At 67.6% G+C, this 22,412-nt stretch carries 25 protein-coding genes; 16 read left to right on the top strand and 9 right to left on the bottom strand.

The features are described from left to right. The first annotated feature begins 62 nt into the window (after window positions 1–62). The 8 genes from AC3RCC_RS11465 to AC3RCC_RS11430 all read left to right on the top strand — a co-directional run bounded on the left by AC3RCC_RS11465 (window position 63) and on the right by AC3RCC_RS11430 (window position 7,509). Complete coding sequence (locus tag AC3RCC_RS11465) at window positions 63–1,100, top strand: ABC transporter ATP-binding protein (protein ID WP_291634228.1); 1,038 nt, start codon at window positions 63–65, stop codon at window positions 1,098–1,100. 48 nt (window positions 1,101–1,148) lie between these two features. Continuing rightward, window positions 1,149–2,441, top strand: a complete 1,293-nt coding sequence (locus AC3RCC_RS11460) for an ABC transporter substrate-binding protein (RefSeq protein WP_492258476.1) — start codon at window positions 1,149–1,151, stop codon at window positions 2,439–2,441. Between the two features lie 19 nt (window positions 2,442–2,460). Beyond that, window positions 2,461–3,339 (top strand): carbohydrate ABC transporter permease, encoded by an 879-nt coding sequence (locus AC3RCC_RS11455; protein ID WP_291634224.1) that lies wholly within the window; start codon window positions 2,461–2,463, stop codon window positions 3,337–3,339. After that, on the top strand, window positions 3,336–4,211 hold the full coding sequence (locus tag AC3RCC_RS11450; RefSeq protein WP_291634221.1) for a carbohydrate ABC transporter permease: 876 nt from the start codon (window positions 3,336–3,338) through the stop codon (window positions 4,209–4,211). Before AC3RCC_RS11455 ends, AC3RCC_RS11450 begins: the two co-directional genes overlap by 4 nt. A gap of 16 nt (window positions 4,212–4,227) precedes the next feature. Next, complete coding sequence (locus tag AC3RCC_RS11445) at window positions 4,228–5,070, top strand: endonuclease/exonuclease/phosphatase family protein (RefSeq protein ID WP_492258475.1); 843 nt, start codon at window positions 4,228–4,230, stop codon at window positions 5,068–5,070. A 40-nt stretch (window positions 5,071–5,110) separates the two neighbouring features. After that, the gene (locus AC3RCC_RS11440; RefSeq protein WP_492258474.1) at window positions 5,111–5,944 is read left to right on the top strand and encodes an inositol monophosphatase family protein; all 834 of its coding nucleotides are present in this window, start codon (window positions 5,111–5,113) and stop codon (window positions 5,942–5,944) included. Window positions 5,945–6,080: 136 nt separating this feature from the next. Next, entirely contained in the window at window positions 6,081–7,076 is a 996-nt protein-coding gene (locus AC3RCC_RS11435; protein WP_291646844.1) for a LysR family transcriptional regulator, read from the top strand. Between the two features lie 37 nt (window positions 7,077–7,113). Next, on the top strand, window positions 7,114–7,509 hold the full coding sequence (locus AC3RCC_RS11430) for a RidA family protein (protein ID WP_291634213.1): 396 nt from the start codon (window positions 7,114–7,116) through the stop codon (window positions 7,507–7,509). Between the two features lie 139 nt (window positions 7,510–7,648). Here the strand turns inward: AC3RCC_RS11430 and AC3RCC_RS11425 are convergent, their stop codons facing one another. Together AC3RCC_RS11425 and AC3RCC_RS11420 are read right to left on the bottom strand one after the other, a co-directional pair. Next, window positions 7,649–11,659 (bottom strand): Pls/PosA family non-ribosomal peptide synthetase, encoded by a 4,011-nt coding sequence (locus AC3RCC_RS11425; protein WP_492258473.1) that lies wholly within the window; start codon window positions 11,657–11,659, stop codon window positions 7,649–7,651. A 275-nt stretch (window positions 11,660–11,934) separates the two neighbouring features. Beyond that, on the bottom strand, window positions 11,935–12,522 hold the full coding sequence (locus tag AC3RCC_RS11420; RefSeq protein WP_291636031.1) for a histidine phosphatase family protein: 588 nt from the start codon (window positions 12,520–12,522) through the stop codon (window positions 11,935–11,937). Window positions 12,523–12,670: 148 nt separating this feature from the next. On the opposite strand from AC3RCC_RS11420, the gene folP reads away from it, so the two are divergent. Genes folP through folK form a run of 3 tightly spaced genes read left to right on the top strand, consistent with a single transcriptional unit; the run spans window position 12,671 to window position 14,389 of the window. After that, window positions 12,671–13,504, top strand: a complete 834-nt coding sequence (gene folP / locus AC3RCC_RS11415; protein WP_492258472.1) for a dihydropteroate synthase — start codon at window positions 12,671–12,673, stop codon at window positions 13,502–13,504. Then, complete coding sequence (gene folB / locus AC3RCC_RS11410; protein ID WP_452117848.1) at window positions 13,501–13,875, top strand: dihydroneopterin aldolase; 375 nt, start codon at window positions 13,501–13,503, stop codon at window positions 13,873–13,875. Before folP ends, folB begins: the two co-directional genes overlap by 4 nt. Continuing rightward, window positions 13,865–14,389: a 2-amino-4-hydroxy-6-hydroxymethyldihydropteridine diphosphokinase gene (gene folK, locus AC3RCC_RS11405; RefSeq protein WP_492258471.1), complete on the top strand. Its 525-nt coding sequence runs from the start codon at window positions 13,865–13,867 to the stop codon at window positions 14,387–14,389. Before folB ends, folK begins: the two co-directional genes overlap by 11 nt. Here folK and AC3RCC_RS11400 read toward each other — a convergent pair. The 5 genes from AC3RCC_RS11400 to AC3RCC_RS11380 all read right to left on the bottom strand — a co-directional run bounded on the left by AC3RCC_RS11400 (window position 14,377) and on the right by AC3RCC_RS11380 (window position 17,535). Continuing rightward, window positions 14,377–14,697: a type II toxin-antitoxin system PemK/MazF family toxin gene (locus tag AC3RCC_RS11400; protein WP_291636023.1), complete on the bottom strand. Its 321-nt coding sequence runs from the start codon at window positions 14,695–14,697 to the stop codon at window positions 14,377–14,379. The two genes, folK and AC3RCC_RS11400, sit on opposite strands and share 13 nt — an antisense overlap. Further along, entirely contained in the window at window positions 14,691–14,960 is a 270-nt protein-coding gene (locus tag AC3RCC_RS11395; protein ID WP_492258470.1) for an AbrB/MazE/SpoVT family DNA-binding domain-containing protein, read from the bottom strand. Before AC3RCC_RS11395 ends, AC3RCC_RS11400 begins: the two co-directional genes overlap by 7 nt. A gap of 74 nt (window positions 14,961–15,034) precedes the next feature. Continuing rightward, entirely contained in the window at window positions 15,035–15,874 is an 840-nt protein-coding gene (fabI, locus tag AC3RCC_RS11390; RefSeq protein ID WP_291636019.1) for an enoyl-ACP reductase FabI, read from the bottom strand. 201 nt (window positions 15,875–16,075) lie between these two features. Then, entirely contained in the window at window positions 16,076–16,993 is a 918-nt protein-coding gene (locus tag AC3RCC_RS11385; RefSeq protein WP_492258469.1) for a DnaJ C-terminal domain-containing protein, read from the bottom strand. A gap of 92 nt (window positions 16,994–17,085) precedes the next feature. Further along, window positions 17,086–17,535 carry an RT0821/Lpp0805 family surface protein gene (locus tag AC3RCC_RS11380; RefSeq protein ID WP_291636015.1) on the bottom strand — a complete coding sequence of 150 codons (450 nt, stop codon included), beginning with the start codon at window positions 17,533–17,535 and terminating at the stop codon, window positions 17,086–17,088. A gap of 140 nt (window positions 17,536–17,675) precedes the next feature. Here AC3RCC_RS11380 and pdxH point away from each other — a divergent pair, with 140 nt between their 5' ends. The 5 genes from pdxH to AC3RCC_RS11355 all read left to right on the top strand — a co-directional run bounded on the left by pdxH (window position 17,676) and on the right by AC3RCC_RS11355 (window position 20,458). Next, the gene (pdxH, locus tag AC3RCC_RS11375; protein WP_291636013.1) at window positions 17,676–18,290 is read left to right on the top strand and encodes a pyridoxamine 5'-phosphate oxidase; all 615 of its coding nucleotides are present in this window, start codon (window positions 17,676–17,678) and stop codon (window positions 18,288–18,290) included. Window positions 18,291–18,305: 15 nt separating this feature from the next. Next, complete coding sequence (locus tag AC3RCC_RS11370; protein ID WP_291636012.1) at window positions 18,306–19,082, top strand: SDR family NAD(P)-dependent oxidoreductase; 777 nt, start codon at window positions 18,306–18,308, stop codon at window positions 19,080–19,082. Further along, on the top strand, window positions 19,079–19,561 hold the full coding sequence (locus AC3RCC_RS11365; protein WP_492258468.1) for an NUDIX hydrolase: 483 nt from the start codon (window positions 19,079–19,081) through the stop codon (window positions 19,559–19,561). The genes AC3RCC_RS11370 and AC3RCC_RS11365 overlap by 4 nt, the downstream gene beginning before the upstream one ends. Next, a complete protein-coding gene (locus tag AC3RCC_RS11360; RefSeq protein ID WP_492258467.1) occupies window positions 19,558–20,001 on the top strand; it encodes a TIGR02301 family protein in 444 nt (147 codons plus the stop codon). The genes AC3RCC_RS11365 and AC3RCC_RS11360 overlap by 4 nt, the downstream gene beginning before the upstream one ends. 187 nt (window positions 20,002–20,188) lie before the next feature. Continuing rightward, window positions 20,189–20,458 (top strand): hypothetical protein, encoded by a 270-nt coding sequence (locus AC3RCC_RS11355; protein ID WP_291636005.1) that lies wholly within the window; start codon window positions 20,189–20,191, stop codon window positions 20,456–20,458. A gap of 124 nt (window positions 20,459–20,582) precedes the next feature. Here AC3RCC_RS11355 and AC3RCC_RS11350 read toward each other — a convergent pair whose 3' ends face one another. Continuing rightward, the gene (locus AC3RCC_RS11350) at window positions 20,583–21,851 is read right to left on the bottom strand and encodes an RNA polymerase sigma factor (RefSeq protein ID WP_492258466.1); all 1,269 of its coding nucleotides are present in this window, start codon (window positions 21,849–21,851) and stop codon (window positions 20,583–20,585) included. Between the two features lie 78 nt (window positions 21,852–21,929). Further along, window positions 21,930–22,349 carry a YciI family protein gene (locus AC3RCC_RS11345; protein WP_291636002.1) on the bottom strand — a complete coding sequence of 140 codons (420 nt, stop codon included), beginning with the start codon at window positions 22,347–22,349 and terminating at the stop codon, window positions 21,930–21,932. Window positions 22,350–22,412: the final 63 nt, after the last annotated feature.

Here is a 22,412-nt window from a genome sequence, read left to right as displayed (position 1 = left end):
TGCAGGACGCTGCGGATTCGGCCGGGCAGAGGCAATGTCTATCGGGAAGAACCGGTCAGCGTATGGTATCAGTCGAGCTCAAGGCCGTTTCTAAGAACTGGGGCGGAACCGCCGCCGTCGACCAGGTGACCTTCACCGTTGGCGAGGGCAAGCTCGTCGCGCTGCTCGGCCCATCCGGCTGCGGCAAGTCGACGACGCTGCGGCTGATCGCCGGGCTGGAGGATGCCAGCTCGGGTGTCATCGCCATCGGCGGCAAGGACGTCACCCAGGCGCCGCCCTCGGGCCGCGGCATCGCCATGGTCTTCCAGAACTATGCGCTGTTCCCGCATCTCTCGGTGGCCGAGAACATCCTGTTCGGGCTCAAGGTCCGCAAGCTGGGGCGCGCCGAGCGCGACGAGCGCCTCGCCCGCGCCGCCGAGATCCTCGGCCTCGGAGCCTTGCTCGACCGCAAGCCCTCGCAGCTCTCCGGCGGCCAGCAGCAGCGCGTCGCGCTCGGCCGGGCCATCGTGGCGCGAGCCCCGGTCTGCCTGATGGACGAGCCGCTCTCCAATCTCGACGCCCAGCTGCGCGTCGAGATGCGGCGCGAGATCCGCGAATTGCAGCAGCGCCTCGGCATGACCATGGTCTATGTCACCCATGACCAGGTCGAGGCGATGACCATGGCCGACCAGGTCGTGCTGATGCGCAATGGCCGCATCGAGCAGGACGCGCCGCCCGACGAGCTCTACGAGAATCCGGCCAGCATCTTCGTCGCGCGCTTCGTCGGCACGCCGCCGATGAACGTCGTGCCCTTGACGGCGCTCCTCGCCGGCGGCGGCGACATCGCTCCGCCTCCCGGGCTCGATCCCGCCAGGCTGAGCGTCGGCATCCGCCCCGAAGTGAGCGAGCTCGCCGAGAACGGCATCGCGGCCGAGGTGGTCGCGGTTGAGTATCTCGGCGCCGACACGCTGATCGAGGCCCGCATCGACGGCCATCCCTTCATCGTCCGGCGCCCCGGCAAGGTCCGGGCCTTGGCCGGCGACAAGGTCTACATCAAGCTGTCACAATCGCTGCTGCACTGGTTCGACCAGTCGACCGAGCGAAGGGTGGTTCCGGGGTGATCCGGCCGCAGAAGCCGGGCGATCGCACGACAACAGGGAGTTCAGAACATGGACAGACGTGAATTCATGACCGGCGCCATGGCGCTGACCGGTTCGGTGGCGATGCCGGCGCTGGCACGCGCGCAGCAGGCCGCCGAGATCTCGTTCTTCTACCCGGTCGCCGTCGGCGGGCCGATCACCAAGCTGATCGACGCCTATGCCAGTGGCTTCGCCGGCGAGAACGCCGGGATCAAGGTCAACCCGATCTATGCGGGCACCTATCAGGAGACGATCGTCAAGGCGCTGACCGCGCACAAGAGCGGCACGCCGCCGGTGCTCTCGGTGCTGCTCTCGACGGACATGTTCACGCTGATCGACGAGGACGCCATCGTCCCCTTCGACGAGTTCGTGAAGACCGACGAGGACAAGAAGTGGCTCGCCAGCTTCTTCCCCGGCTTCATGGAGAACAGCCAGACCGGCGGCAAGACCTGGGGCATCCCCTTCCAGCGTTCCACGGTGGTCCTCTACTGGAACAAGGAGCTGTTCAAGGAAGCCGGGCTCGATCCCGAGACCCCGCCCAAGACCTGGGCCGAGCAGCTCGCCTTCGCCCAGAAGCTGACCAAGCGCGACGCCGCCGGCAACGTCACGCAATGGGGCATCCAGATCCCCTCCTCCGGCTTCCCCTACTGGCTGTTCCAGGGCCTCTCGACGCAGGCCGGCGCGATCCTCGCCAATGCGGCGGGCGACAAGACCGACTATGCCAACCCGGCCGTGGTCGAGGCGCTGCAGTACTGGGTCGACCTCGCGCAGAAGCACAAGGTGCACCCGACCGGCATCGTCGAATGGGGCACCACCCCGCGCGACTTCTTCGAGCGCAAGGTCGCGATGATGTGGACGACCACCGGCAACCTGACCAATGTCAGGAGCAACGCCAAGTTCCCCTTCGGCGTCGGCCTGCTGCCGGCCGGCAAGCGGCTCGGCAGCCCGACGGGCGGCGGCAATTTCTACATCTCCAAGAAGGCCTCGAAGGCCGAGCAGGAAGCCGCTTTCAAGTTCGTGCGCTGGATCACCACGCCCGAGCGCGCGGCGCAGTGGAGCATCGACACCGGCTATGTCGCGGTGCGGCCGGATTCCTACGAGACCGCCGCGATGAAGAAATACGCCGCCGAGTTCCCGCCGGCCCTGGTCGCTCGCGACCAGCTTCCGCACGCCGTCGCCGAGCTCTCGACCCATGAGAACCAGCGCGTCACCAAGGCCCTCAATGACGGCCTCCAGGCCGCGCTGACCGGCACCAAGGCGCCGCAGAAGGCGATGGAGGACGCGCAGGCCGAGGCCGAGCGCATCCTCAAGCCCTATCGCTGACCGGACGACGAAGCGGACGATGAACACCCGCGCGACCGCGACCCTCCATGGCTGGCTGCTGCTGCTGCCGGCCATGGCTTGCCTCGCCCTCTTCACGCACTGGCCCGCCGTCGCGAGCTTCATCGATTCCTTCTACTCGACACCGCGCGGGCGCAGGCCCGCGCGGTTCATCGGCCTCGACAACTACCAGCAGATGCTCGCCGACCCGATCTTCTGGAAGGCGATGAGCAATAATCTCTGGTTCGCGCTTGGCACGGTGCCGACCTCGATCGCGCTTGCCCTGCTGATGGCGGTCTGGGTCAACGACCGCATCCTGGCGCGAACCTGGGTCCGGATGGCCTATTTCACGCCGACCGTGCTGCCGATGATCGCGGTCGCCAACATCTGGCTGTTCTTCTTCACGCCGCAATACGGCTTGCTCGAGCAGATCGTCGCCTTCTTCGGCGGCAGCTCGACCAATTGGCTCGGCTCGCAGGACACCGCGCTCTACGCCGTGACCATCGTCGCGATCTGGAAGGAAGCCGGCTTCTTCATGATCTTCTACCTCGCGGCGCTGCAGACGATTCCGCCCAGCCTCGGCGAGGCGGCGGCGATCGAGGGCGCCTCGCGCTGGACCTATTTCCGGCGGATCCAGTTCCCGCTGCTGATGCCGACGACGCTGTTCGTCCTGATCAACGCGATGATCAACGCCTTCCGCATGGTCGACCATCTCTTCGTGATGACGCGTGGCGGCCCGGACAATGCGACGACGCTGCTGCTCTACTACATCTACCAGGTCGGCTTCAGCTTCTGGGACACGGCCTATGCGGCAGCGCTGACCTGCGTGCTGCTCGCCCTGCTCGCCCTGATCGCCTTCATCCAGTATGGCTGGCTCGAACGCAGGACGCATTATCGATGAGCGCCGCCGCAAAGCCCGCAAAGCTGCCCGCCGGCGGCATCAGCCGCGCCGATCCTTACGCGCCCAAAGGCCTTTCGCTGACGCTGGAATCCTGCGGCGCGATCCTGCTCGCGCTGATCTGGGTGCTGCCGCTGGCCTATGCGGTCTGGGCGGCCTTCCATCCCAGCGAGTTCACGACGCGCTTCGAGCTGACCGCGCCGCTGACACTGGAGAATTTTTCCCGCGCCTGGGCGGCAGCGCCCTTCGCCCGCTATTTCCTCAACACCTTCGTGCTGGTGACCTTGATCCTGGTCTGCCAGCTCGTGCTCGGCACGCTCGCGGCCTATGCGCTGGCGCGCCAGGACTTCTGGGGGCGTGACGTCGCCTTCGCGCTGATCCTCGCCCAGCTGATGATCATGCCGGACGCGCTGATCGTCGAGAACTACCGCACCATGGCCAAGCTCGGCCTGGTCGACACCATCACCGCGATCGCCCTGCCCTATATCGCCTCGGCCTTCGGCATCTTCCTGCTGCGGCAGACCTTCAAGACGGTGCCCAAGGAGCTCGACGACGCCGCCCGCGTCGAGGGCGCGAGCCCGCTCCAGGTACTGATGAAGGTCTATGTCCCGCTCGCCCGGCCGACCTATATCGCCTATGGCCTCGTCTCGGTCAGCTATCACTGGAACAACTTCCTCTGGCCGCTGCTGGTGACGAACTCGGTCGAGGCGCGGCCGCTCACCGTCGGCCTCCAGGTTTTCTCCTCGACCGACCAGGGCATCGACTGGGCCGTGATCTGCGCGGCGACCCTGATGACCTCGGCCCCACTTCTGGTCGGCTTCCTGCTGTTCCAGCGTCAGTTCGTGCAGAGCTTCATGCGCGCAGGCATCAAGTGACGAGACGGCTATTCCAATGAAACTGATCACCTGGAACATTCAGTGGGCCCGCGGCATGGACAACCGCGTCGACCCGGCGCGCGTCATCGCCCACGCTCGGCAGATGGCCGATTTCGACGTGCTCTGCCTGCAGGAGGTCGCCGACAATTTCCCGGAGCTCGACTTCAACGACGAGACCGACCAGTTCGCCCGCTTCGCCGAATTGCTGCCCGGCTTCACCGCGATCGAGGGCATCGGCGTCGACGTCGATGACGGCAAGGGCGGCCGCCGGCGCTTCGGCAACATGCTGCTGACGCGCTATCCGGTCGCGCAGATCCTGCGCCATCTCCTGCCCTGGGAGGCCGCCGAGACGCGCAACATGCCGCGCATCATGATCGAGGCGATGGCGTCGACCCCGCTCGGCCCGGTCCGGCTGATGACGACGCATCTCGAATACTCGTCTTCGAAACTGCGCGCCGCGCAGGTCGAGGGCATCCGCGAGGCCCACCGCATGGCCCTCGCCCGTCACGCCAAGCCCCGTTCCGCCGGACCGCACACCTACAGGATGACGCCGAGCTCGCCGAGCGCCGTGCTCACCGGCGACTTCAACATGCGGCCGGACGACCCGGTTCTGGCGCGCCTGATGGCGCCCTTCGAGGGCGAGGTTCCGCCGCTCGTCGATCTCTGGCCCTCGGTGATGGGCGAGGCGCCGCATCCGCCGACCGCCAATCTCTTCGACCAGACCTATGGCCAGCCCGGCTGCCTCGATTATGTGCTGGCGACGCCCGATCTCGCCGCCCGCGCCCGCACCGTCATCTGCGACGTCGAGACCAAGGTCTCCGACCATCAGCCCATCCTCGTCGAATTCGACCTCGGCTGAAGGCCGCGAGCGCGACCACGCCATTCGAGACCGGACCACGATGCTCTTTTCACGCCAGGACCATGAGACGCTCGCACGCATCCTCGCCGAGGCCGGCCGCCGCGAGGTGATGCCGCGCTTCCGTAACCTCGCCGAAGGCGAGATCCGCGAGAAGCGCTCGGCGACCGACCTCGTCACCGAGGCCGACGAGGCGGCGGAACGCTTCATCAGCGCCGAGCTCGCCCGTGCCTTTCCGGGCGCCACGCTGGTCGGCGAGGAGGCTGCCGCCGCCGACCCCGCTCTGCTCGAACGGCTGGCCGATGCCGAGCTCGCCTTCGTCATCGACCCGATCGACGGCACGCTGAACTACGCCTCCGACCTTCCGCTCTTCGCGGTGATGGCGGCGGCACTGGTCAAGGGCGAGGTCATCGCGGCGGTGATCCACGACCCCGTCGTCGAGGACAGCGCCATGGCGCTGCGCGGCGAAGGCGCCTGGCTCGCCCGCACGGACGGCAAGAGCCGCGATCTGCGGGTGGCGCCGGGCGCGGCTCCCTCCGAGATGACCGGCATGATGAGCTGGCAATATTTCCCGGAGCCGCTGCGCAGCGAGTTGCCGGGCCGCATGCCCGCCTTCGCCAATGTCTCCTCGCTGCGCTGCTGCGGCCATGAATACCGGCTCGCCGCCGCCGGGAACGGCCATTTCCTGCTCTATGGCCGCCTCAGCCCCTGGGACCATGCGCCGGGCTCACTGCTCTATGCCGAAGCCGGCGGGCATGTCCGGATGCTCGACGGCAGCGTCTACGAGCCGGCGAATCCGACGCTTGGCCTGCTCTGCGCGCCCGATCGCGAGAGCTGGCTGCACACGCGGGCGATCCTGACCCCCACCTTCGCCTGAGCGGCAGCGGCAAGCCGCTGCTTCCGGACCGCCACGCGACGCTCCCCCCGAGAAAGCCGTTGCCTCCTCCGGGCATCGGGGGCGATATGGGGCCGATCCGCCGTTGAGCCTCGCCGCGAGGCGCGGGAGAGCTCCGTTGAATGCGACACGCCCCAAGCTGCACCACCTGAACTGGAACCTGCTCCACACCTTCCTGGTGATTGTCGAGGAGCGTTCCATCACCAAGGCCGCCGACCGTCTTCTGGTGCGGCAGCCCTCGGTCAGCGCCGCGCTGCAGCGGCTGGAGGAGACGCTCGGCAGCCAATTGATCCAGCGCGACAGCCGCCGCTTCGTGCTGACCAAACGCGGCGAGCTGCTCTACAAGGAATGCGTCGACATCTATCGCAGCGTCGCCCGGATCGGCGACAAGCTGTCGGAGGAGCATGACGAGCTCACCGGCCTCGTCCGCGTCCTGGTCGTCACCCATGTCGTCATGCCGGTGCTCGATCGCTCGCTGACCCTGCTGAATCGCCAGCACCCGTCGGTCAATGTCCGCATCGACGTCGCGACCAGCCAGGACATCGTCCGTGCCGTCTCGCAAAAGCTCAGCCCGTTCGGCATCTGCCTTCTGCCGAACCCCTTGGCCGGGCTGACCTGCCGGTTTCTGCTGCGCGAGGAGTTCGGCATCCTGTGCGGGCGCGACCACCCGCTCTACGGGCTGAAGGACATCCCGCTCGCCGACATGAAGGACGAGCCCTTCATCGCGCTCGCCTGCGGTCAGGACGGCGCCCTCGAGCCGATGGTGTCGCTGCGCCAGGGCGTCGGCCTCGGCAGCCGGATCATCGGCTCAAGCCCGCATCTCGAGGAGGTCGCCCGCATGATCGCGGCCGGCATGGGCATCGGCATCCTGCCCGTTGCCTCGGTGCAGGATGCACTCGCCGCCGGCACGCTCTGGGATCTCTCCTCTCCGGACGAGAATCTCGGCGCCGATCTCTACTTCATCACCAACCCGGCGATGGAACCGAGCGCTGCCGAGGCGGCGTTCCAGCGTGTCTTCGAAGCTCAGCTTCTGGCAGCCGATCCGGCGGGCGCCGGGGCGGCCTCTGCTTCGGATAGCCAATATCTATCTGACGCCCCGCTCAAAGCGCTCTAGCCTTGCCGGGAACCCGATCGAGAAGGCCATGCCTGCCATGAAACGAGAAATCATCGAAGTCCCCGTCATTTCGGAGGCGATCCGCCGGCTCGGCGCCCCGACCTCGGCGCTGGCCCGCGCCGGGGACCTGCTCTTCACCTGCGGCATGCCGCCGGTCGACCTGGTGACCGGCGAGATCGTCACCGGCGACATCGAGACCCAGACCCGCGCCGCGCTCGACGCGCTCGACGTCGCGCTGCGCCATGGCGGCTCCTCGCTCGACGCCGTCGTCAAGGCGACGGTCTACGTCACCGATCCCGCCTTGATGGCCGGTGTCAACGCCGTCTACCGGACCCGCTTCGCCGACGGTTTCCCGGCGCGGACGAGCCTCGCCATCAAGCCCTGGCCCCTGCCCTTCGACATCGAGATCGAGTGCGTCGCCACGATCGGCTGAGACGCTCTGCAACCGCAACGCAAAGGGCTCGCCAGGCCATGCCCGGCGAGCCCTTTTTCATGAGTTCCAGCGCCGCCTTACGAGCGTCTCCGGATTCGCGTCGCGTCCGGACCGGCTGTGCGGCCCGGCTCAGCAGTCGCTAATGCGCCGCTTTGGCCGGCACGGCGGGAGCGCCTTCCCAGCGCGTATTCGCCGGCAGGTTCTCGCCCTTCATGATCACCGTGAGCAGGCCGATCTGGGCGTAGTCGCCGACATGGGTGTCGTAGAGCACGGTCGCCCCGGCTCCGACGCAGACGCCCTTGCCGAGATGCACCCGGCCGACCTTCATCACCCGGTCCTCGTAGAGGTGGGTTTGCAGCGCCGAATGGGCGTTGACCGTGCAGAAATCACCGACCTTGATGCAGTCGAATTCGGTGATGTCGGTCGAGTCGAGCCAGACGCCCTGGCCGTATTGCGCGCCGAACAGCCGCAGGAACCAGGGCAGGAACGGCGTGCCGCGCAGATAGTCGAACAGCACCTTGCCGCCGAGGCCCCAATAGAGCACCGAGACGGCCTCGGTCCGCATCGCCCAGAACGACCACATCGGCTTCATCACCGGCTTGTAGACGCCCATCAGCAGCCATTTCATCAGGGCGCAGATCAGCGCCTGCAGGATGGCGATGACGACCGCGCAGCCCATGAAGGCGAGCCCGAGCCCGACCCAGTCGCGGTCGAAGATCTTCTGCTGCAGCACGAGATCGACGGCGATAGTGCCGAAGGTGATGAACAGCATCGCCGGGAAGGAGGTGTGCAGCGCCTCGAAGCCGGCGCGCGCCAGCTTCTTGCCGAGCGAGGGCTTGTAGGTCCAGTCGGCACCCAGATCGACCTTCTGCCGGGTCGGCAGCTTGATCGGCGGCGAGCCGAACCAGGTGTCGCCGGGCGACATCAGCTCGTTCGCCGGCGGCTTCGACTTGATGCCGATCAGCACCTTGTCAGGGATCACGGCGCCGGGCGGCACCACCGCGTCGTTGCCGACGAAGACCTGGTCGCCGGTCTTCGTCAGATCTAGGCGCATATAGCCGCGGCGCATGTCCTCGTCGCCGAAGATCACCTCGTCGGCGATGAAGTTTCCGGCGCCGATGCCGGTGATGTCATAGCGGCCAGAGAGATTGGTCGAGATCTCCGAGCCCTGGCCGATGCCGGCGCCCATCATCCGGTACCAGAAGCGCATATAGATCGTCGCGAACAGCGAGGAGAGCGTCTCCAGCGTCACCTCGGTCGCCAGCGCCACCGTCCATTTGCGGGCGTAGAAGCCGGAATGGATCGAATAGGAGCCGGAATTGACCCGCGGCAGGATCAGCCAGCGCAGCGCGATGATCAGGAACACGGTGATCGAGATCAGGCCGATCGCGGTCGGCCAGGTCAGGAACGGCAGATACCAGAGATAACTGACATCGGACCAGGTCGCGACCCAGTTGTCGATCTTGTCGAACAGCCAGAAGGCCGGGAAGATCGGCAAGAGGCTGATCGGCGGCAGCACGATCAGCATGACGATGTAGAACAGCGTCAGCGCGGCACGGCGCTTGCCGCTCGCCTGCGCCTGCTCGGGCAGCGCCGCGACATCGACCATTCCGGTCTTGCGCGCCGGCGAGCCATCCCAGATCTCGGCCTCGCCGATCTGCATCCCCGGCGCGATCGGCGTCAGATCGCCGATCTCGGCATGATCGCCGACGACGCAGTCATGGCCGAACACCACCGAGGAACCGGCATAGACATCCTTGCCGATCTTGATCCGCCCGATGATCAGATTGGCGCCGACCGCCTCGGCATTGGCGAAGGTCGTCTTCGAGCCGAGCGTCGTATAATCGCCGATCTCGATCAGATCCACCGCGCCGGCTTCATAGTCGGAGATGATGACGTCGCGCCCGACCTTGGCGCCGAGCAGGCGCCAGTAGAAGCGCATCACCGGGGTGCCCTGCAGCCATTTGATATGGACGAGCCCGGCGACGCGCGAGGCGAACCACCAGCGGAAGTAATAGACGCCCCAGAGCGGGTAGACGCCCGGCTTGGTCCGGCCGAGCACCAGCCATTTCAGCCCGATCGAGATGAAACCGGTGATGATAGTGATCGCGACATAGATGCCGAGCAGCGCGAGGACCTGGCCGCCGAGCGAGAGCTCCTCGCCCGAGAGCAGCATGTAGCTGACGAAGATGCCGAGCCATTGCGCCGTCGACAGGCTGATGATGATCGGCAGCGCCGCCGCCTGTGCCAGGCCGCAGAGGAAGCGGCGCAGCAGCGAAGGCGGGGTAAAGGAGAGATCCTCGGCGACCTGCGCGCCACGGCTGTCGAGCAGCGCCGCCATCGCCCGCAAGGTGCGCGCGCCGTAGACGTCCTGCAGGGTGATGCCGGCATAGGCCGGCGTCTCGCGCACGATCGAGATGAAGCGCGCCGCCAGCAGCGAATGGCCGCCGAGATCGACGAAGAAGTCCGCCTCGAGCGGCAGGGCCTGAGCACCGAGCACACGCTTGGCGGCGTCGAGCAGCGTCGCTTCCGTCGCGTTGCGCGGCGGCTCCTGCTCGCCGCTCGCCGCCGGCGCCGTCAAGGGCGCGGCCTTCAGCATCTTCCGGTCGACCTTGCCCGAGACCATGCGCGGCAGCGAGCCGATCGGCTCGAAATGCGCCGGGATCATGTAGGGCGGCAGCTTCTCGCGCAGCGAGGCGCGCAGTACCGCGCCCTCGAGCTGCACGCCAGGCTCGCCGACCAGGAAGGCGACCAACCGCTCGATGCCGTCATCGGTGCGCAGCACCACCGCGGCCTGGCTGATGCCGGCCTCGTCCGACAGCGCCGTCTCGATCTCGCCGAGCTCGACGCGGAAGCCGCGGATCTTGACCTGGTCGTCGATGCGGCCGTGGAAGACGATGTTCCCGTTCTCGTCGAGGCTGACGGCGTCGCCCGAACGGTAGAGGATCGGATCCTCGGTACCGCCGAACGGATTGGCGATGAATTTCTCGGCGGTCAGCTCGGGCCGCAGATGATAGCCCTTGGCGACGCCCGGGCCGCCGATCAGAAGCTCGCCCTGCTGGCCGATACCGGTCAGCTTCATCTCCTCGTCGACGATATAGGCGGTGTAGTTCGGGATCGGCCGGCCGATCGTCACCGGCTGGCCGGGCTCGACCAGCGCTGCCGTCGCGACCACCGTCGCCTCGGTCGGGCCGTAGCTGTTGAGAATGCGCCGGCCGGGCCTCGACCATTTCTGGACGACCGCCGGCGGCAGCGCCTCGCCGCCGAGAATGATCAGCCTCAGCGACGGAATATCGGCGGGCAGGATGCCGAGCAGCGTCGGCACCGTGTCGATCATCGTGACGCCGGCTTCGGTCAGGATCGCCGGCAGCTTCTCGGCATCGCCCATCATCTCCGGCGAGGCCACGAAAAGCGTCGCGCCTGCGAGATAAGGCGTCCAGATCTCCTCCATCGACAGGTCGAAGGCGACCGAGGCGCCCTGGAAGACGATGTCGTCCGGCCCCATGCCGTAGAGCACGTTCCCCGAGCGCAGGAAGTGGCAGATATTGCGATGGCTGATGACGATCGCCTTGGGGACGCCCGTCGAGCCCGAGGTGTAGATCAGATAGGCCGGATGCTCGGGCGTCAGCCCGGCCGGCCGGGCCGGCGGCAAGGTGCCGTCGCTCGCAGCCGCGAGCTCCTGCGGCGACCAGGCAGTGCGGTTGGTGGCAGCCGCCCTCGCCTTCCAGTCGGCCTGCGTCACCAGCCCCTTGGCGCTGGCATCGTCGAGGCAGGTCGCGATGCGCTCGACCGGCGCCTCGGCATCGAAGGGCAGCCAGGCGGCACCCGACAGGGTGATCGCGATCTGCGCCACCAGAAGATCGATGCCGCGCGGCATCCAGAGCCCGACCATGTCGCCCGGGCCGATGCCGGCGAGAGCCAAACCGCGCGCCTGCGCCTGCGCCTGCTCCCAGACCTGGGCATAGGTGAGACGGCGCGCACCGGAGATCATCGCCGGATGGTCAGGGCGACCCGCGACCGTCGCGGCAAATATCTCGGCGAGAACCTCGTCGCGGATCAGTTCAGGCAGCTTCTCGCCGGCCAGCATGGCCAGCGGCCTTGCACCCTGGGCGAGCTTATCATCGGCGGAAATTGCGCTGATTTCGTTCATTCTGCCCCGCAGCGGCGACCACCGACGCCGTTGCGTTCGGGCCCGGAAAACCCGCCGCGCATCCCGGCCTCCGGCGGCTAAAGCCGCACCTTCATCCACGCCGATGCGGACGCATCCCCTTCGCGCCCGCGCCCGCTCGAACCTTAGACCTTGAACGCCGCAGCCGCGCGGCTCCCCGTCGAGCGTAACTGCTCAGTTCGCGATGAATGCCCTATGAACGCCGGAGGGACAAGCCGAAACGCGGTTAAGGGCTCGTCTCGGAGCGCAGCTTTCGGTTACTTCCAGCTCGCCTTGTCGCCCTCGACGACCAGGATCTTGCCCTGCCAGATCTCGACCTTCGCGGCTTCCGCCGGGTCGACCGCGCCGATCAGCGCCAGCACGGCGCGCGCCACGCCGCCATGGCTGACCATCACGGTGTCCGGCGCCATCGCCTCCAGAGACGGGCGGATGCGCTCCGCCAGCATGCGGTAGCTCTCGCCGCCGGGCGGCACGAAACCCCATTTGTCACGCTCGCGCGCCTGGGCGAGTTCGCGCTCGCTCTTGCGGATCTCGCGCCAGGTGAAGCCTTCCCAATCCCCGAAGGTCAGCTCCTTGAGCTGATCGTCGATGCGGTAATCCTCGGGCGGCAGGGAAAGCTCGTTGCGCAGGATGGTCATCGTCTCGCGAGCGCGATGCATCGGCGAGGCGACATAGGCACTTGTCGCGAATTCCGGCTTCAGCGCCCGCAGCCGGTCGGCGACCTCGGCCGCCTGCATCCGGCCGAGCGCGTTCAGCGGGATGTCCTGCGAGCCTTGCAGACGGCCCTCACGGTTCCAATCGGTTTCGCCATGGCGGACGAGGAAAAGGCGACCAGGAAGCGACATGCGTATCATGCCCTGCCTCATGCACGCTCGCGCCCGCAGCGTCAAAGCGGCGAAAGCGCCGCAGGGCTGCCTCACATGCATGCGAGCTTTCCGGTGGCCGGGACCGCGCAGCCTGTGTATAGGCGGCTCTCGCCCTCCAGGTCGCCGCATGAACACCTCTCTAACCTTGCCGGACGGCCGCAGGTTCGCCTTCGGAACCGCCCCCCTGCTGATGGGCGTGGTCAACGTCACGCCCGATTCCTTCTCCGATGGCGGCCTCTTCGCCGACCCCGCCATCGCCGTCGCGCATGGCCTGAAGCTGGCGCAGCAGGGCGCCGACATCGTCGACATCGGCGGCGAATCGACCAGGCCCGGCCATGAGCGCCTCGATGCGCAGGCCGAGCTGGCCCGCGTCCTGCCGGTGATCACCGGGATCGCCGCCGCGAGCCCGGTGCCGATCTCGATCGACACCTACAAGGCCGAGGTCGCCGAGGTGGCGCTGAAGGCCGGCGCCGCGCTCGTCAACGATGTCTGGGGCTGCCAGCGCGAGCCGGCCATTGCCGGGGTCGCCGCCCGCTTCGGCGCACCGATGGTGCTGATGCACAATCGCGACAGCGTCGATGCCGGCCTCGACATCCTCGCCGAAGTGCTGCGCTTCCTGGAAAAATCCATCGGCATCGCCGTCGCGGCCGGAGTTCCGCGCGAGCAGATCGTCGTCGATCCCGGCATCGGCTTCGGCAAGACGCCGGAACAGAACCTCGCCTTGATCGAGAAGCTCGATCGGCTGCCGCAGGCTCTCGGCTGCGCGGTCCTGCTCGGCGCCTCCCGGAAATCGACGCTCGGCCTCGTCACCGGCAAGACAATCCCGGCCGAGCGGCTCGCAGCCACGCTCGCCGCCCATCTCTACGGGGTGATGCGCGGCGCCGCGATCATCCGGGCCCATGACATCGACGAACATGTCGACGCGCTCAAGATCTGGGCCGCGATCAGGAGGACGGCATGAGCGCGACCGGTCAGATCTTCATCGAGGCGCTCGACCTCTACGCCTATCACGGCCATTTCGCCGAGGAGGGCCGCCTCGGCCAGCGCTTCTCGATGGACCTCGTCCTCGACTGCGACCTGCGCACCTCATCGGTCAGCGACGACCTCTCCGACACCGTCGACTATGGCGAGGTGGTCGCGCTCGTCACCCGCACCTTCTCGGCCCGGCGCTTCAAGCTTCTGGAAGCCGCGGCGCGCGCGCTCGCCGACGCGATCCTGGCACAATATCCGCCGGTGACCCGCGTCTCGGTCACCCTGCGCAAGCCCTCGCCGCCCATCCCCGGCCGGATGGAATCGGTCGGCATCAAGCTGGACTTCCAGCGTGAAGCTTGAAGCGACGCTCGGCCTGGGCGGCAATATCGGTGATCCCGTCGCGGCCTTCGGCACGGGGCTGGCGCGGCTGCGCGGCCATGACGCCATCACGCTGACGGGTATCTCCTCTGTCTGGCGTACCGCCCCCTGGGGCAAGCTCGACCAGCCGGAATTCCGCAACATGGCGGTGCTGCTGGAGACTTCGCTCTCGGCCGAGGAACTGCTCGACCTCTGCCTCGCCATTGAGCGCGAGAGCGGCCGCGAGCGCCGCGAGCGCTGGGGGCCGCGCACGCTCGACATCGACATCCTGACCTATGGCGGCCAGACGATCGACCGGCCCGGCCTGCAGGTCCCGCATCCGCGCATCGCCGAACGCGCCTTCGTGCTGGCGCCGCTCGCCGAGATCGCGCCGGAGGAAATGATCGGGGGCTTCAAGGTCGGCGCGCTGCTAGCGGCAACCGCGGATAGCGACGTCAAACGGGACGATACGGAGACAGCGCGGCTGAAGGCCATGCTGTCGCGTCAGTCCTCATAGAGCTCGCGAAGCGTCCGCAGTACCTGCGCGAGCGTTTCCTCGGGCACCTGTCCCAGGCGCTTCAGCAACCGACGCTTGTCGAGCGCCCGGCTCTGCTCGAGCAGGATCAGGCCGTCGACGCCGTCGAACCGTACAGGGATACGGAATCCGGCCGGGCGGCTTCCGGACGTCATCGGCGCGACGATGACCGTGCGCAGATGGTCGTGGATCTCGGCGGGCGAGATGACGAGGCAGGGCCGAGTCTTCTGGATTTCACTGCCGACCGTTGGATCGAGCGTGACCAGCCAGATCTCGCCGCGCTTCACCATTTCAGCGTCTCGTCATCGGCATTGCCGAACTCCGGCCATGCCAACGCATCGTCCTGTTCCTGTGCCAGCCGCTGCGCGTCCTGCGCCCAACCCGCCCGTGCCGGTCTGGCAACGCGCTCGATCACGATCCGGCCGTCCTCGACCCGCAGGTCGACGCTGTCACCAGCCTTGGCTCCGATCTCAGACAGGAGCGGCTTCGGAATCAGCACACCGGCCGAATTCCCGAACTTCTTCACTGCGCTCAGCATGATGATCTCCCGCATTCTGCCGGACAGAATACGGGAGACTCGAAACTGTTACAACAATGTATGAACGATCAGCCAGCGACCGTGCAGGCTCACTCGCCCTTGTCGAGCGAGATATCCGGCGCGGTCGGCACCTTCATGCCGACGACATGATAGCCGGCGTCGACATGCATGATCTCGCCGGTGATGCCGCGCGACATGTCGGAGACGAGGAAGACCGCGGTCTCGCCGACCTCCTCGATCGTCACGGTGCGACGCAGCGGCGAGTTGTACTCGTTCCACTTCAGGATGTAGCGGAAATCGCCGATGCCGGAGGCGGCCAGCGTCTTGATCGGTCCGGCCGAGATCGCGTTGACGCGGATCTTGGAAGGGCCGAGATCGGCGGCGAGATACTGCACGCTCGATTCCAGCGCCGCCTTGGCGACGCCCATGACGTTGTAATGCGGCATCCACTTCTCGGCGCCGTAATAGGTCAGCGTCAGCAGCGAGCCGCCATCGCTCATCAGCTTCTCGGCACGCTGCGTGATCGCAGTGAAGGAATAGCAGGAGATCAGCAGCGACTTGGTGAAATTCGCCTCGCTGGTCTCGACATAGCGGCCGGTCAGCTCGTCCTTGTCGGAGAAGGCGATGCAGTGCACGACGAAGTCGAGCTTGCCCCAGAGCTTCTCGACCTCGGCGAAGACCGCGTCGATCGTCGCGCCGTCGGTGACGTCGCAATGGCCGACGACATGGCCGCCAAGCTCCTTCGCCAGCGGCTCGACGCGCTTCTTCAGCGCATCTCCCTGATAGGTGAAGGCGAGCTCGGCGCCGGCATCGGCGGCCGCCTTGGCAATGCCCCAGGCGATCGAACGGTTGTTGGCGACGCCCATGACGAGGCCGCGCTTGCCCTTGAGCAGGTTGGCGGTGGGGGCGACGCTGCTGGAATCAGCCATCTCGGACCTTCAAACTGGACGAACCGGAGGGTCTCTTAGAGCAGGCGGTGAGAACTGGGAACCGCTTTTCGCTGCGGGTCGGTGCCAACGCTTTGGATAAGAGACGGATTCAGCCGGAGCAGGATACCGGCCGGCCATGCCGCCCGGTCCCCTCGTCCTATCGTGACTGCTGGCGTGTGGGTTTCGCCCGGCGCAATCCGGTCAGCCCGCCCGTGCCTTCATCAGCGCCGTCAGCTCGGCATCCTCCGCCGGCATCTCGACGTCGAGCGCGACGAAGAGGTCGCCGAACTCGCCCTTCTTCCCGGTCGGCAGACCCTTGCCACGCAGGCGGAACTGCCGTGTCGTACCGGTCATCGGCGGCACCTTCATCTCGACCGTTCCGGACAGGGTCGGCACATGGACCGGTCCGCCGAGCACCGCCGTGGAAAGCGGCACGGCGACGCGGCTGCGCAGATCATGCCCCTCGATGGTGAAGCGCGGATCGGGCCTGACCTTGATCGTCATCAGGACGTCGCCGCTCTCACCGGTGAGCGGATGCGGCTGGCCTAGCCCGCGCAGGCGCATCACCTTGCCGTCGGCGACGCCTTCGGGGATCGTCACCTCGACCTCCCGGCCGCCCGGCAGCTTGACCCGGCGCGTCGCTCCCTTCACCGCATCGGCCAGCGCGACCTCGAGGGTGAAGCTCTGCTCCGGCGGCTTCGGCGGCGGGCTCGCGCGGCCCCGGCCGCCGCGACGCGCGGCATCGCCGAACAGCGAGCCGAAGATGTCCGCCGGGTCGAAGCCGGCATCCCCACCCTGGCCGAAGGGCGAGCCGCCCTGGCCGAAATGATACTCGAAGCCGCCCTGGCGCCCGCCGCCGCGGCCGGCGCCCATGCCTTCGAAGCCGGAGAATTTCGGCTTGCCCTCGGCATCGATCTCGCCGCGGTCGAACTGCTTGCGCTTGGCCTCGTCGCCGAGAATCTCATAGGCGCCGTTCAGCTCGGCGAAACGATCCTGCGCCTTGGGATCGTTCTGGTTACGGTCGGGGTGCAGGTCCTTGGCGCGGCGGCGATACGCCTTCTTGATCTCGGCATCGCTCGCCGATTTCGCCACGCCCAGAACCTGATACGGATCACGCATACATGCACCCCTGATGAATTGAGTCTCCCAGCACGCCGGAAGCGCTTCCTAGATGGGGTGACTGTGGCGCGTTGGCAACAGGGGGACTGCGCTCAGGCCGCGCCTTTCCAGGTCTTGGCGTCCTTGACCGCCCATTCCCCACCGGAAGGTCGGCAGGCCGTGCCCTGCAGCCTGACCGGACCGCTCTGCAGCGCCATCGAGGCAAGGAAGGCGCGGCAGATCTCGTCTTCCTTGAGGAAGGGGCCACCAACCGGCGTGAAGGTGCCCTTCATGCCGCTCTGGGCATTGTCCCAGGAGACCGGCGCACCATTGCCCTGCGGGTCGAGCGCCAGCGCCATCGCCCCTTCGGCCCGCCGCCAATCCTCCGGGCCGAGATCGGGCGCCAGCGCGACCAGCGGGCCGCGCTCCGGCCCGCCACGCGCCGGCAGCACCGAAGAGGTGGTCATGGCGACCTCGTCCTCGGCCTTGCTCGACAGCCCGAGGATCGGAAAGGACATCGAGCAGCCGGCCGAGGCCAGCGCCAGCAGCAGCGCGCCGGCCAAGGATGCCCGGCGCGCAACCGGGCTGCGCTCACAGGGGCTCTGGCCCGCACGCCGCACGGGTCTATATATGTCTCGCAACTCAAACCGCATTACGGATCGCGCTCGCCCGACGCTTCCTGAAACCTCCGAGGATTAAGCACGTGAATGCGTTAACGAGCGGTGACTTCACCGAGGCCAGCGAGCCCTTCGCCCTGTTCGAGAGCTGGTTCGAGGAGGCCAAAACCTCCGAGCCGAACGACCCCAACGCCATGGCGCTGGCGACCGTCGACGCCGACGGTCTGCCAAATTGCCGCATGGTCCTGCTGAACGGGCGCGGCCCGGACGGGTTCGTCTTCTACACCAACACGCAGAGCCAGAAGGGCGAGGAACTGCTCGGCCAGAGCAAGGCCGCGGTGCTGTTCCACTGGAAGAGCCTGCGCCGCCAGATCCGGATCCGTGGTCCGGTCTCGGTGGTCGGCGATGCCGAGGCCGATGCCTATTTCCAATCGCGCCCGCGCGACAGCCGGATCGGCGCCTGGGCCTCGCAGCAGTCGCGGCCTCTGGAGAGCAGGTTTGCTCTTGAAAAGGCGGTCGCCGCCCATGCGCTGAAGTTCGGGGTCGGCGAGATTCCGCGTCCGCCGCACTGGACCGGCTTCCGGATCGCGCCGATCTATATGGAATTCTGGCGCGACGGCGCCTTCCGCCTGCATGATCGCATCGTCTTCCGCCGCGCCTCGCCAGGCGAGGCCTGGACGAAGACCCGGCTCTATCCCTGAGGGAAGTCTCGTTCCATGGCCATGCCCAAATTCGACTTTCCGAAGACCGAGCCGGGCAAGCGCCCGGTCATGCTGCTGACCGGTGCCAGCCGCGGCATCGGCCACGCCACCGTCATGCAGTTCGCCATGGCGGGCTGGCGCATCCTCTCCTGCTCGCGCCAGGCCTTCTCGGAGAAATGCCCCTGGCCCTCCGGCGCCGACGACCATGTCCAGATCGATCTCGGCGACCCCGAGGACACGATGCGCGGCATCGCCGAGATCAAGAAGCGTCTCGCCGCTGAGGGCGGCAAACTTCATGCGCTGGTCAACAATGCCGGCATCTCCCCGAAGGGACAGGGCGGCGCGCGCCTCGGCGCCGCGACGACCTCGTTCAACGACTGGCACAAGGTCTTCCAGGTCAATTTCTTCGCGCCGATCATGCTGGCGCGCGGCCTGCTCGACGAGCTGAAGGCGGCCAAGGGCACGATCGTCAACGTCACCTCGATCGCCGGCTCGCGCGTCCATCCCTTCGCCGGCGCGGCCTACGCCACCTCGAAGGCAGCGCTCGCCAGCCTGACCCGCGAAATGGCCGCCGATTTCGGCCCGCTCGGCATCCGCGTCAACGCGATCTCGCCCGGCGAGATCGACACCGCGATCCTCTCGCCCGGCACCGACAAGATCGTCGAGAAGCTGCCGATGCAGCGGCTCGGCAAAACCGAGGAGGTCGCCAAGGCGATCTATTTCCTCTGCACCGACGCCTCGAGCTACGTCACCGGCGCCGAGCTGCACATCAATGGCGGGCAGCACGTTTGAGCGCGCAGGGCGGCCGCGTCATCCCCTTCCCGGCGGCCGGCAGGCAGCCGGTGCGGCCGGTGCTGGCCGCCTCGGTCGCCGTCTTCCGTGACGGCAAGGTGCTGCTCGCGACCCGCACCAAGCCTCCGGCCGACCAGCTCTGGTCGCTGCCCGGTGGCAAGGTCGAGCTCGGCGAGAACCTCGAGGCGGCCGCCTTGCGCGAGCTGGCGGAAGAGGTCGGCGTCAGCGCCCGGATCATCGGCTTCAACCGCCATGTCGAGATCATGGGGCGCGATCCGGAAGGGGTGGTTACGCATCACTTCGTCGTCGCCTCCTTCGTCGGCGCCTGGCTGGAAGGCGAGCCGAAGCCGGGGCCGGAAGCCGGCGCGGTGATGTGGGCCGATCCGCTGCGGCTCGGCGGCATTCCGACGACGCGCGAGCTCGGCGACGTACTGCGCCGCGCCGCCGCGATCTTCTCGAGAGAGACCGGTGGCCCATGACGGTGCGGCGCCTCGGCTCGGCCCTGCTCTGCGCGCTCCTCGCCAGCGGGCCGGCCTTGAGCCAGTCGAATCAGCCGCGACAGTCGCCGCCTGCCTCGCAGCGCCAGGAAGCGCCGGCGCCGGAACCCGAGGCGCCGCCCCCGCCCTACGAGCCGCAATTGCTCAAGCTCGCCGAGATCATGGGCTCGCTCGCCTATCTGCGCACCCTGTGCGGCGCCCGCGAGGCGCAGGACTGGCGCGAGCGTATGGCGGCGCTGCTCGAATCGGAGGGCCGCGGCCCGCAGCGACGCGAGCGGCTGGCGAGCGCCTATAATCGCGGTTTTCGGGCCTATTCGGCGACGCATCGGGTCTGCGGCGAGGGCAGCCAGGAGGCCTCGAGCCGGCTCGCCAGCGAAGGCGAGAAGCTGGCACGGGCCCTGGCCGGGCGCTTCGGCGGATAAGCCGCGCTCAATCGTCGCAATTCGCCAAAACTCTCCCCAGGGAATTAACCTTTCTTAAAGACCATGATGGCGCCCCCCGCCGCCCCCGCCTATAAACCATGGCATCACTGCTTCGAGACGGATGCGTTCTCTCGCGCACCGGATCGGGAATGCACCCCGTTGACGCCTGCCGGGTTTTGAAGACTTCATGTCCGTTCTCTCCGACGATCTGCCGCTCGATCCGCTGCTCGCCGAAGATGTGAGCGACGCCCGCCGCGTCGCTTATTGCTATATCGAGGATGCCTTCGCCGAGGGCCGGCAGGACGGGCTCGATTCCGATGCCCTCGCCCATGCCGCGCTGTTCGCGGCGATGCGCACGCTGGTCGAGACCTATGGCGAGGAAGCGACGGCGGTCTTCGCCCAGGCCCTGCCCGAGAAGCTTCGCACCGGCATCTTCACCACCGGCACGCGCCACTAATACAGGACGTCATGCTCGGGCTTGACCTGGGGCATCTCAGGCCGGAAGAGGCTCCGGCCTGTGCTTCTCGTCATGAATTTCTCGGGTCCGCGCTTCGCTGCGCCCGTGAATGACGGCAGGACCTTCAGCCGGCCGCCTTTCGCGCCGTCTCCGCCCGGCCCAGCAGCAGATCGCGCTCGCGCCGGTTCCTGGTCATGCCGGCAGCGCGGCTGAACTCGGCCTGCGCCTCGCCATGGCGGCCGAGCTTGGCCAGGAGATCGGCCCGCACGCTCGGCAGCAGATGGTAGTTCTTCAGCGCCGGTGCCGCGGCCAGCGCATCGACGAGCGCGAGCCCGGCGGCCGGCCCTTCCGCCATCGCGACCGCCACGGCCCGGTTGAGCTCGATCACCGGCGAGGGCGTCAGCGCGCCGAGCGCGCCATAGAGCGCAGCGATCCGCGCCCAGTCAGTCTCCTCCGCCTTACCGGCCCGGGCATGGCAGGCGGCTAGCTCGGCCTGCAGGACGTAAGGCCCCGGCGACGGCGTCAGCCCCCGCGCCGTCTCCAGCGCCTTGAGGCCGTGACTGATCAGCAGATGGTCCCAGAGCGCCCGGTTCTGGTCGAGCAGCAGCACGGGCTGGCCGTCCTGGCCGATTCGGGCACGCAGGCGCGAGGCCTGTAGTTCCATCAGGGCGACGAGGCCGTGCACCTCGGGCTCCCGCGGTGCGAGCCCCGCCAGGATACGGCCGAGCCGCATCGCCTCCTCGCACAGCCCCGGACGCACCCAATCCTCGCCGGTGGTCGCGGCATAGCCCTCGTTGAAGATCAGGTAGACGACCTCGAGCACCGAGCCGAGCCGCTCTGCGAGCTCCGGCCCATGCGGCACCTCATAGGGCACATTCGCCTCGGCCAGCGCCTTCTTCGCCCTCACCAGGCGCTGCGCCATGGTCGGTTCCGGCACCAGGAATGCGCGGGCGATCTCCTCGGTGGTCAGGCCGCCGATCAGGCGCAGCGTCAGCGCGAGCCGCGCCTCGATCGCGAGCACCGGATGGCAGGCCGTGAAGATCAGCCTGAGCAGGTCGTCGCCGACCTCGTCGTCGAGCGCCTCCTCGATCTCGGCGATCGGATCGGCCTCCTCGTCGAGATCACGGCCGATCTCCTCGTGCTTGCGCTTCAGCATCTTGTCGCGGCGTAAGCCATCGAGGGCGCGGTGCCTGGCCGCCTGCATCAGCCAGGCGCCGGGATTGCGCGGCACGCCCTCGCCCGGCCATTGCTGCAGCGCCGCGACCAGCGCGTCCTGCGCCAGCTCCTCGGCCCGGCCGACATCGCGCGTGAGACGGGCGAGGCCGGCGATCAGCCTGGGAGCCTCGATCCGGAAGACCGCCTCGATGGCGCGGTGTGCATCGCTCGCCGACATCGGCTGCGATAGACAGCATCAGGATCGCCGGCTGGCAAGTCGCCCGGGCCACGGCGGCCGTCGGGCGGCTCAGCGCCTCTAGTCGCCGATCTCGCTCTTGAGGCGCTGCCAGGTCGCCTCCGTCTCGGGCGTGACGATCTCGCCGAAATCGGCGAGATCGTAGAGCGGGCGGATCTCGATCTCGGACGGGCCAGGCATAGGATTGGGGCAGCGCTTGACCCAGGCGACCGCCTCGTCGAGCGAAGCGCATTCCCAGAGCCAGTAGCCCGCGACCAGCTCCTTGGTCTCGGCGAAGGGGCCGTCGACGACCGCGCGCTTCGGCCCGTCGAACTGCACGCGCACGCCCTTGGCGCTCGGCTGCAGGCCATCGCCGCCCTTCATGATGCCGGCTTTCACCAGCTCCTCATTATAGGCCATCATCGCTTCGAGCAGTTCCTGGCTCGGCGGCGCGCCGGCTTCGCTGTCCTTGGTCGCCTTGACCAGAATCATGAAACGCATCGGACTTCTCCTTGATTGGGGAACGGATCGGCCGCGCTGCGCCACGGCCGTCGTTTTAGAAGG

It is taken from the genome of Allobosea sp. GW823-FHT01F03 (assembly GCF_058798075.1).
The sequence above is the reverse complement of the archived record's forward strand: the minus strand, read 5'-3'. Positions and strand labels throughout refer to the sequence as shown.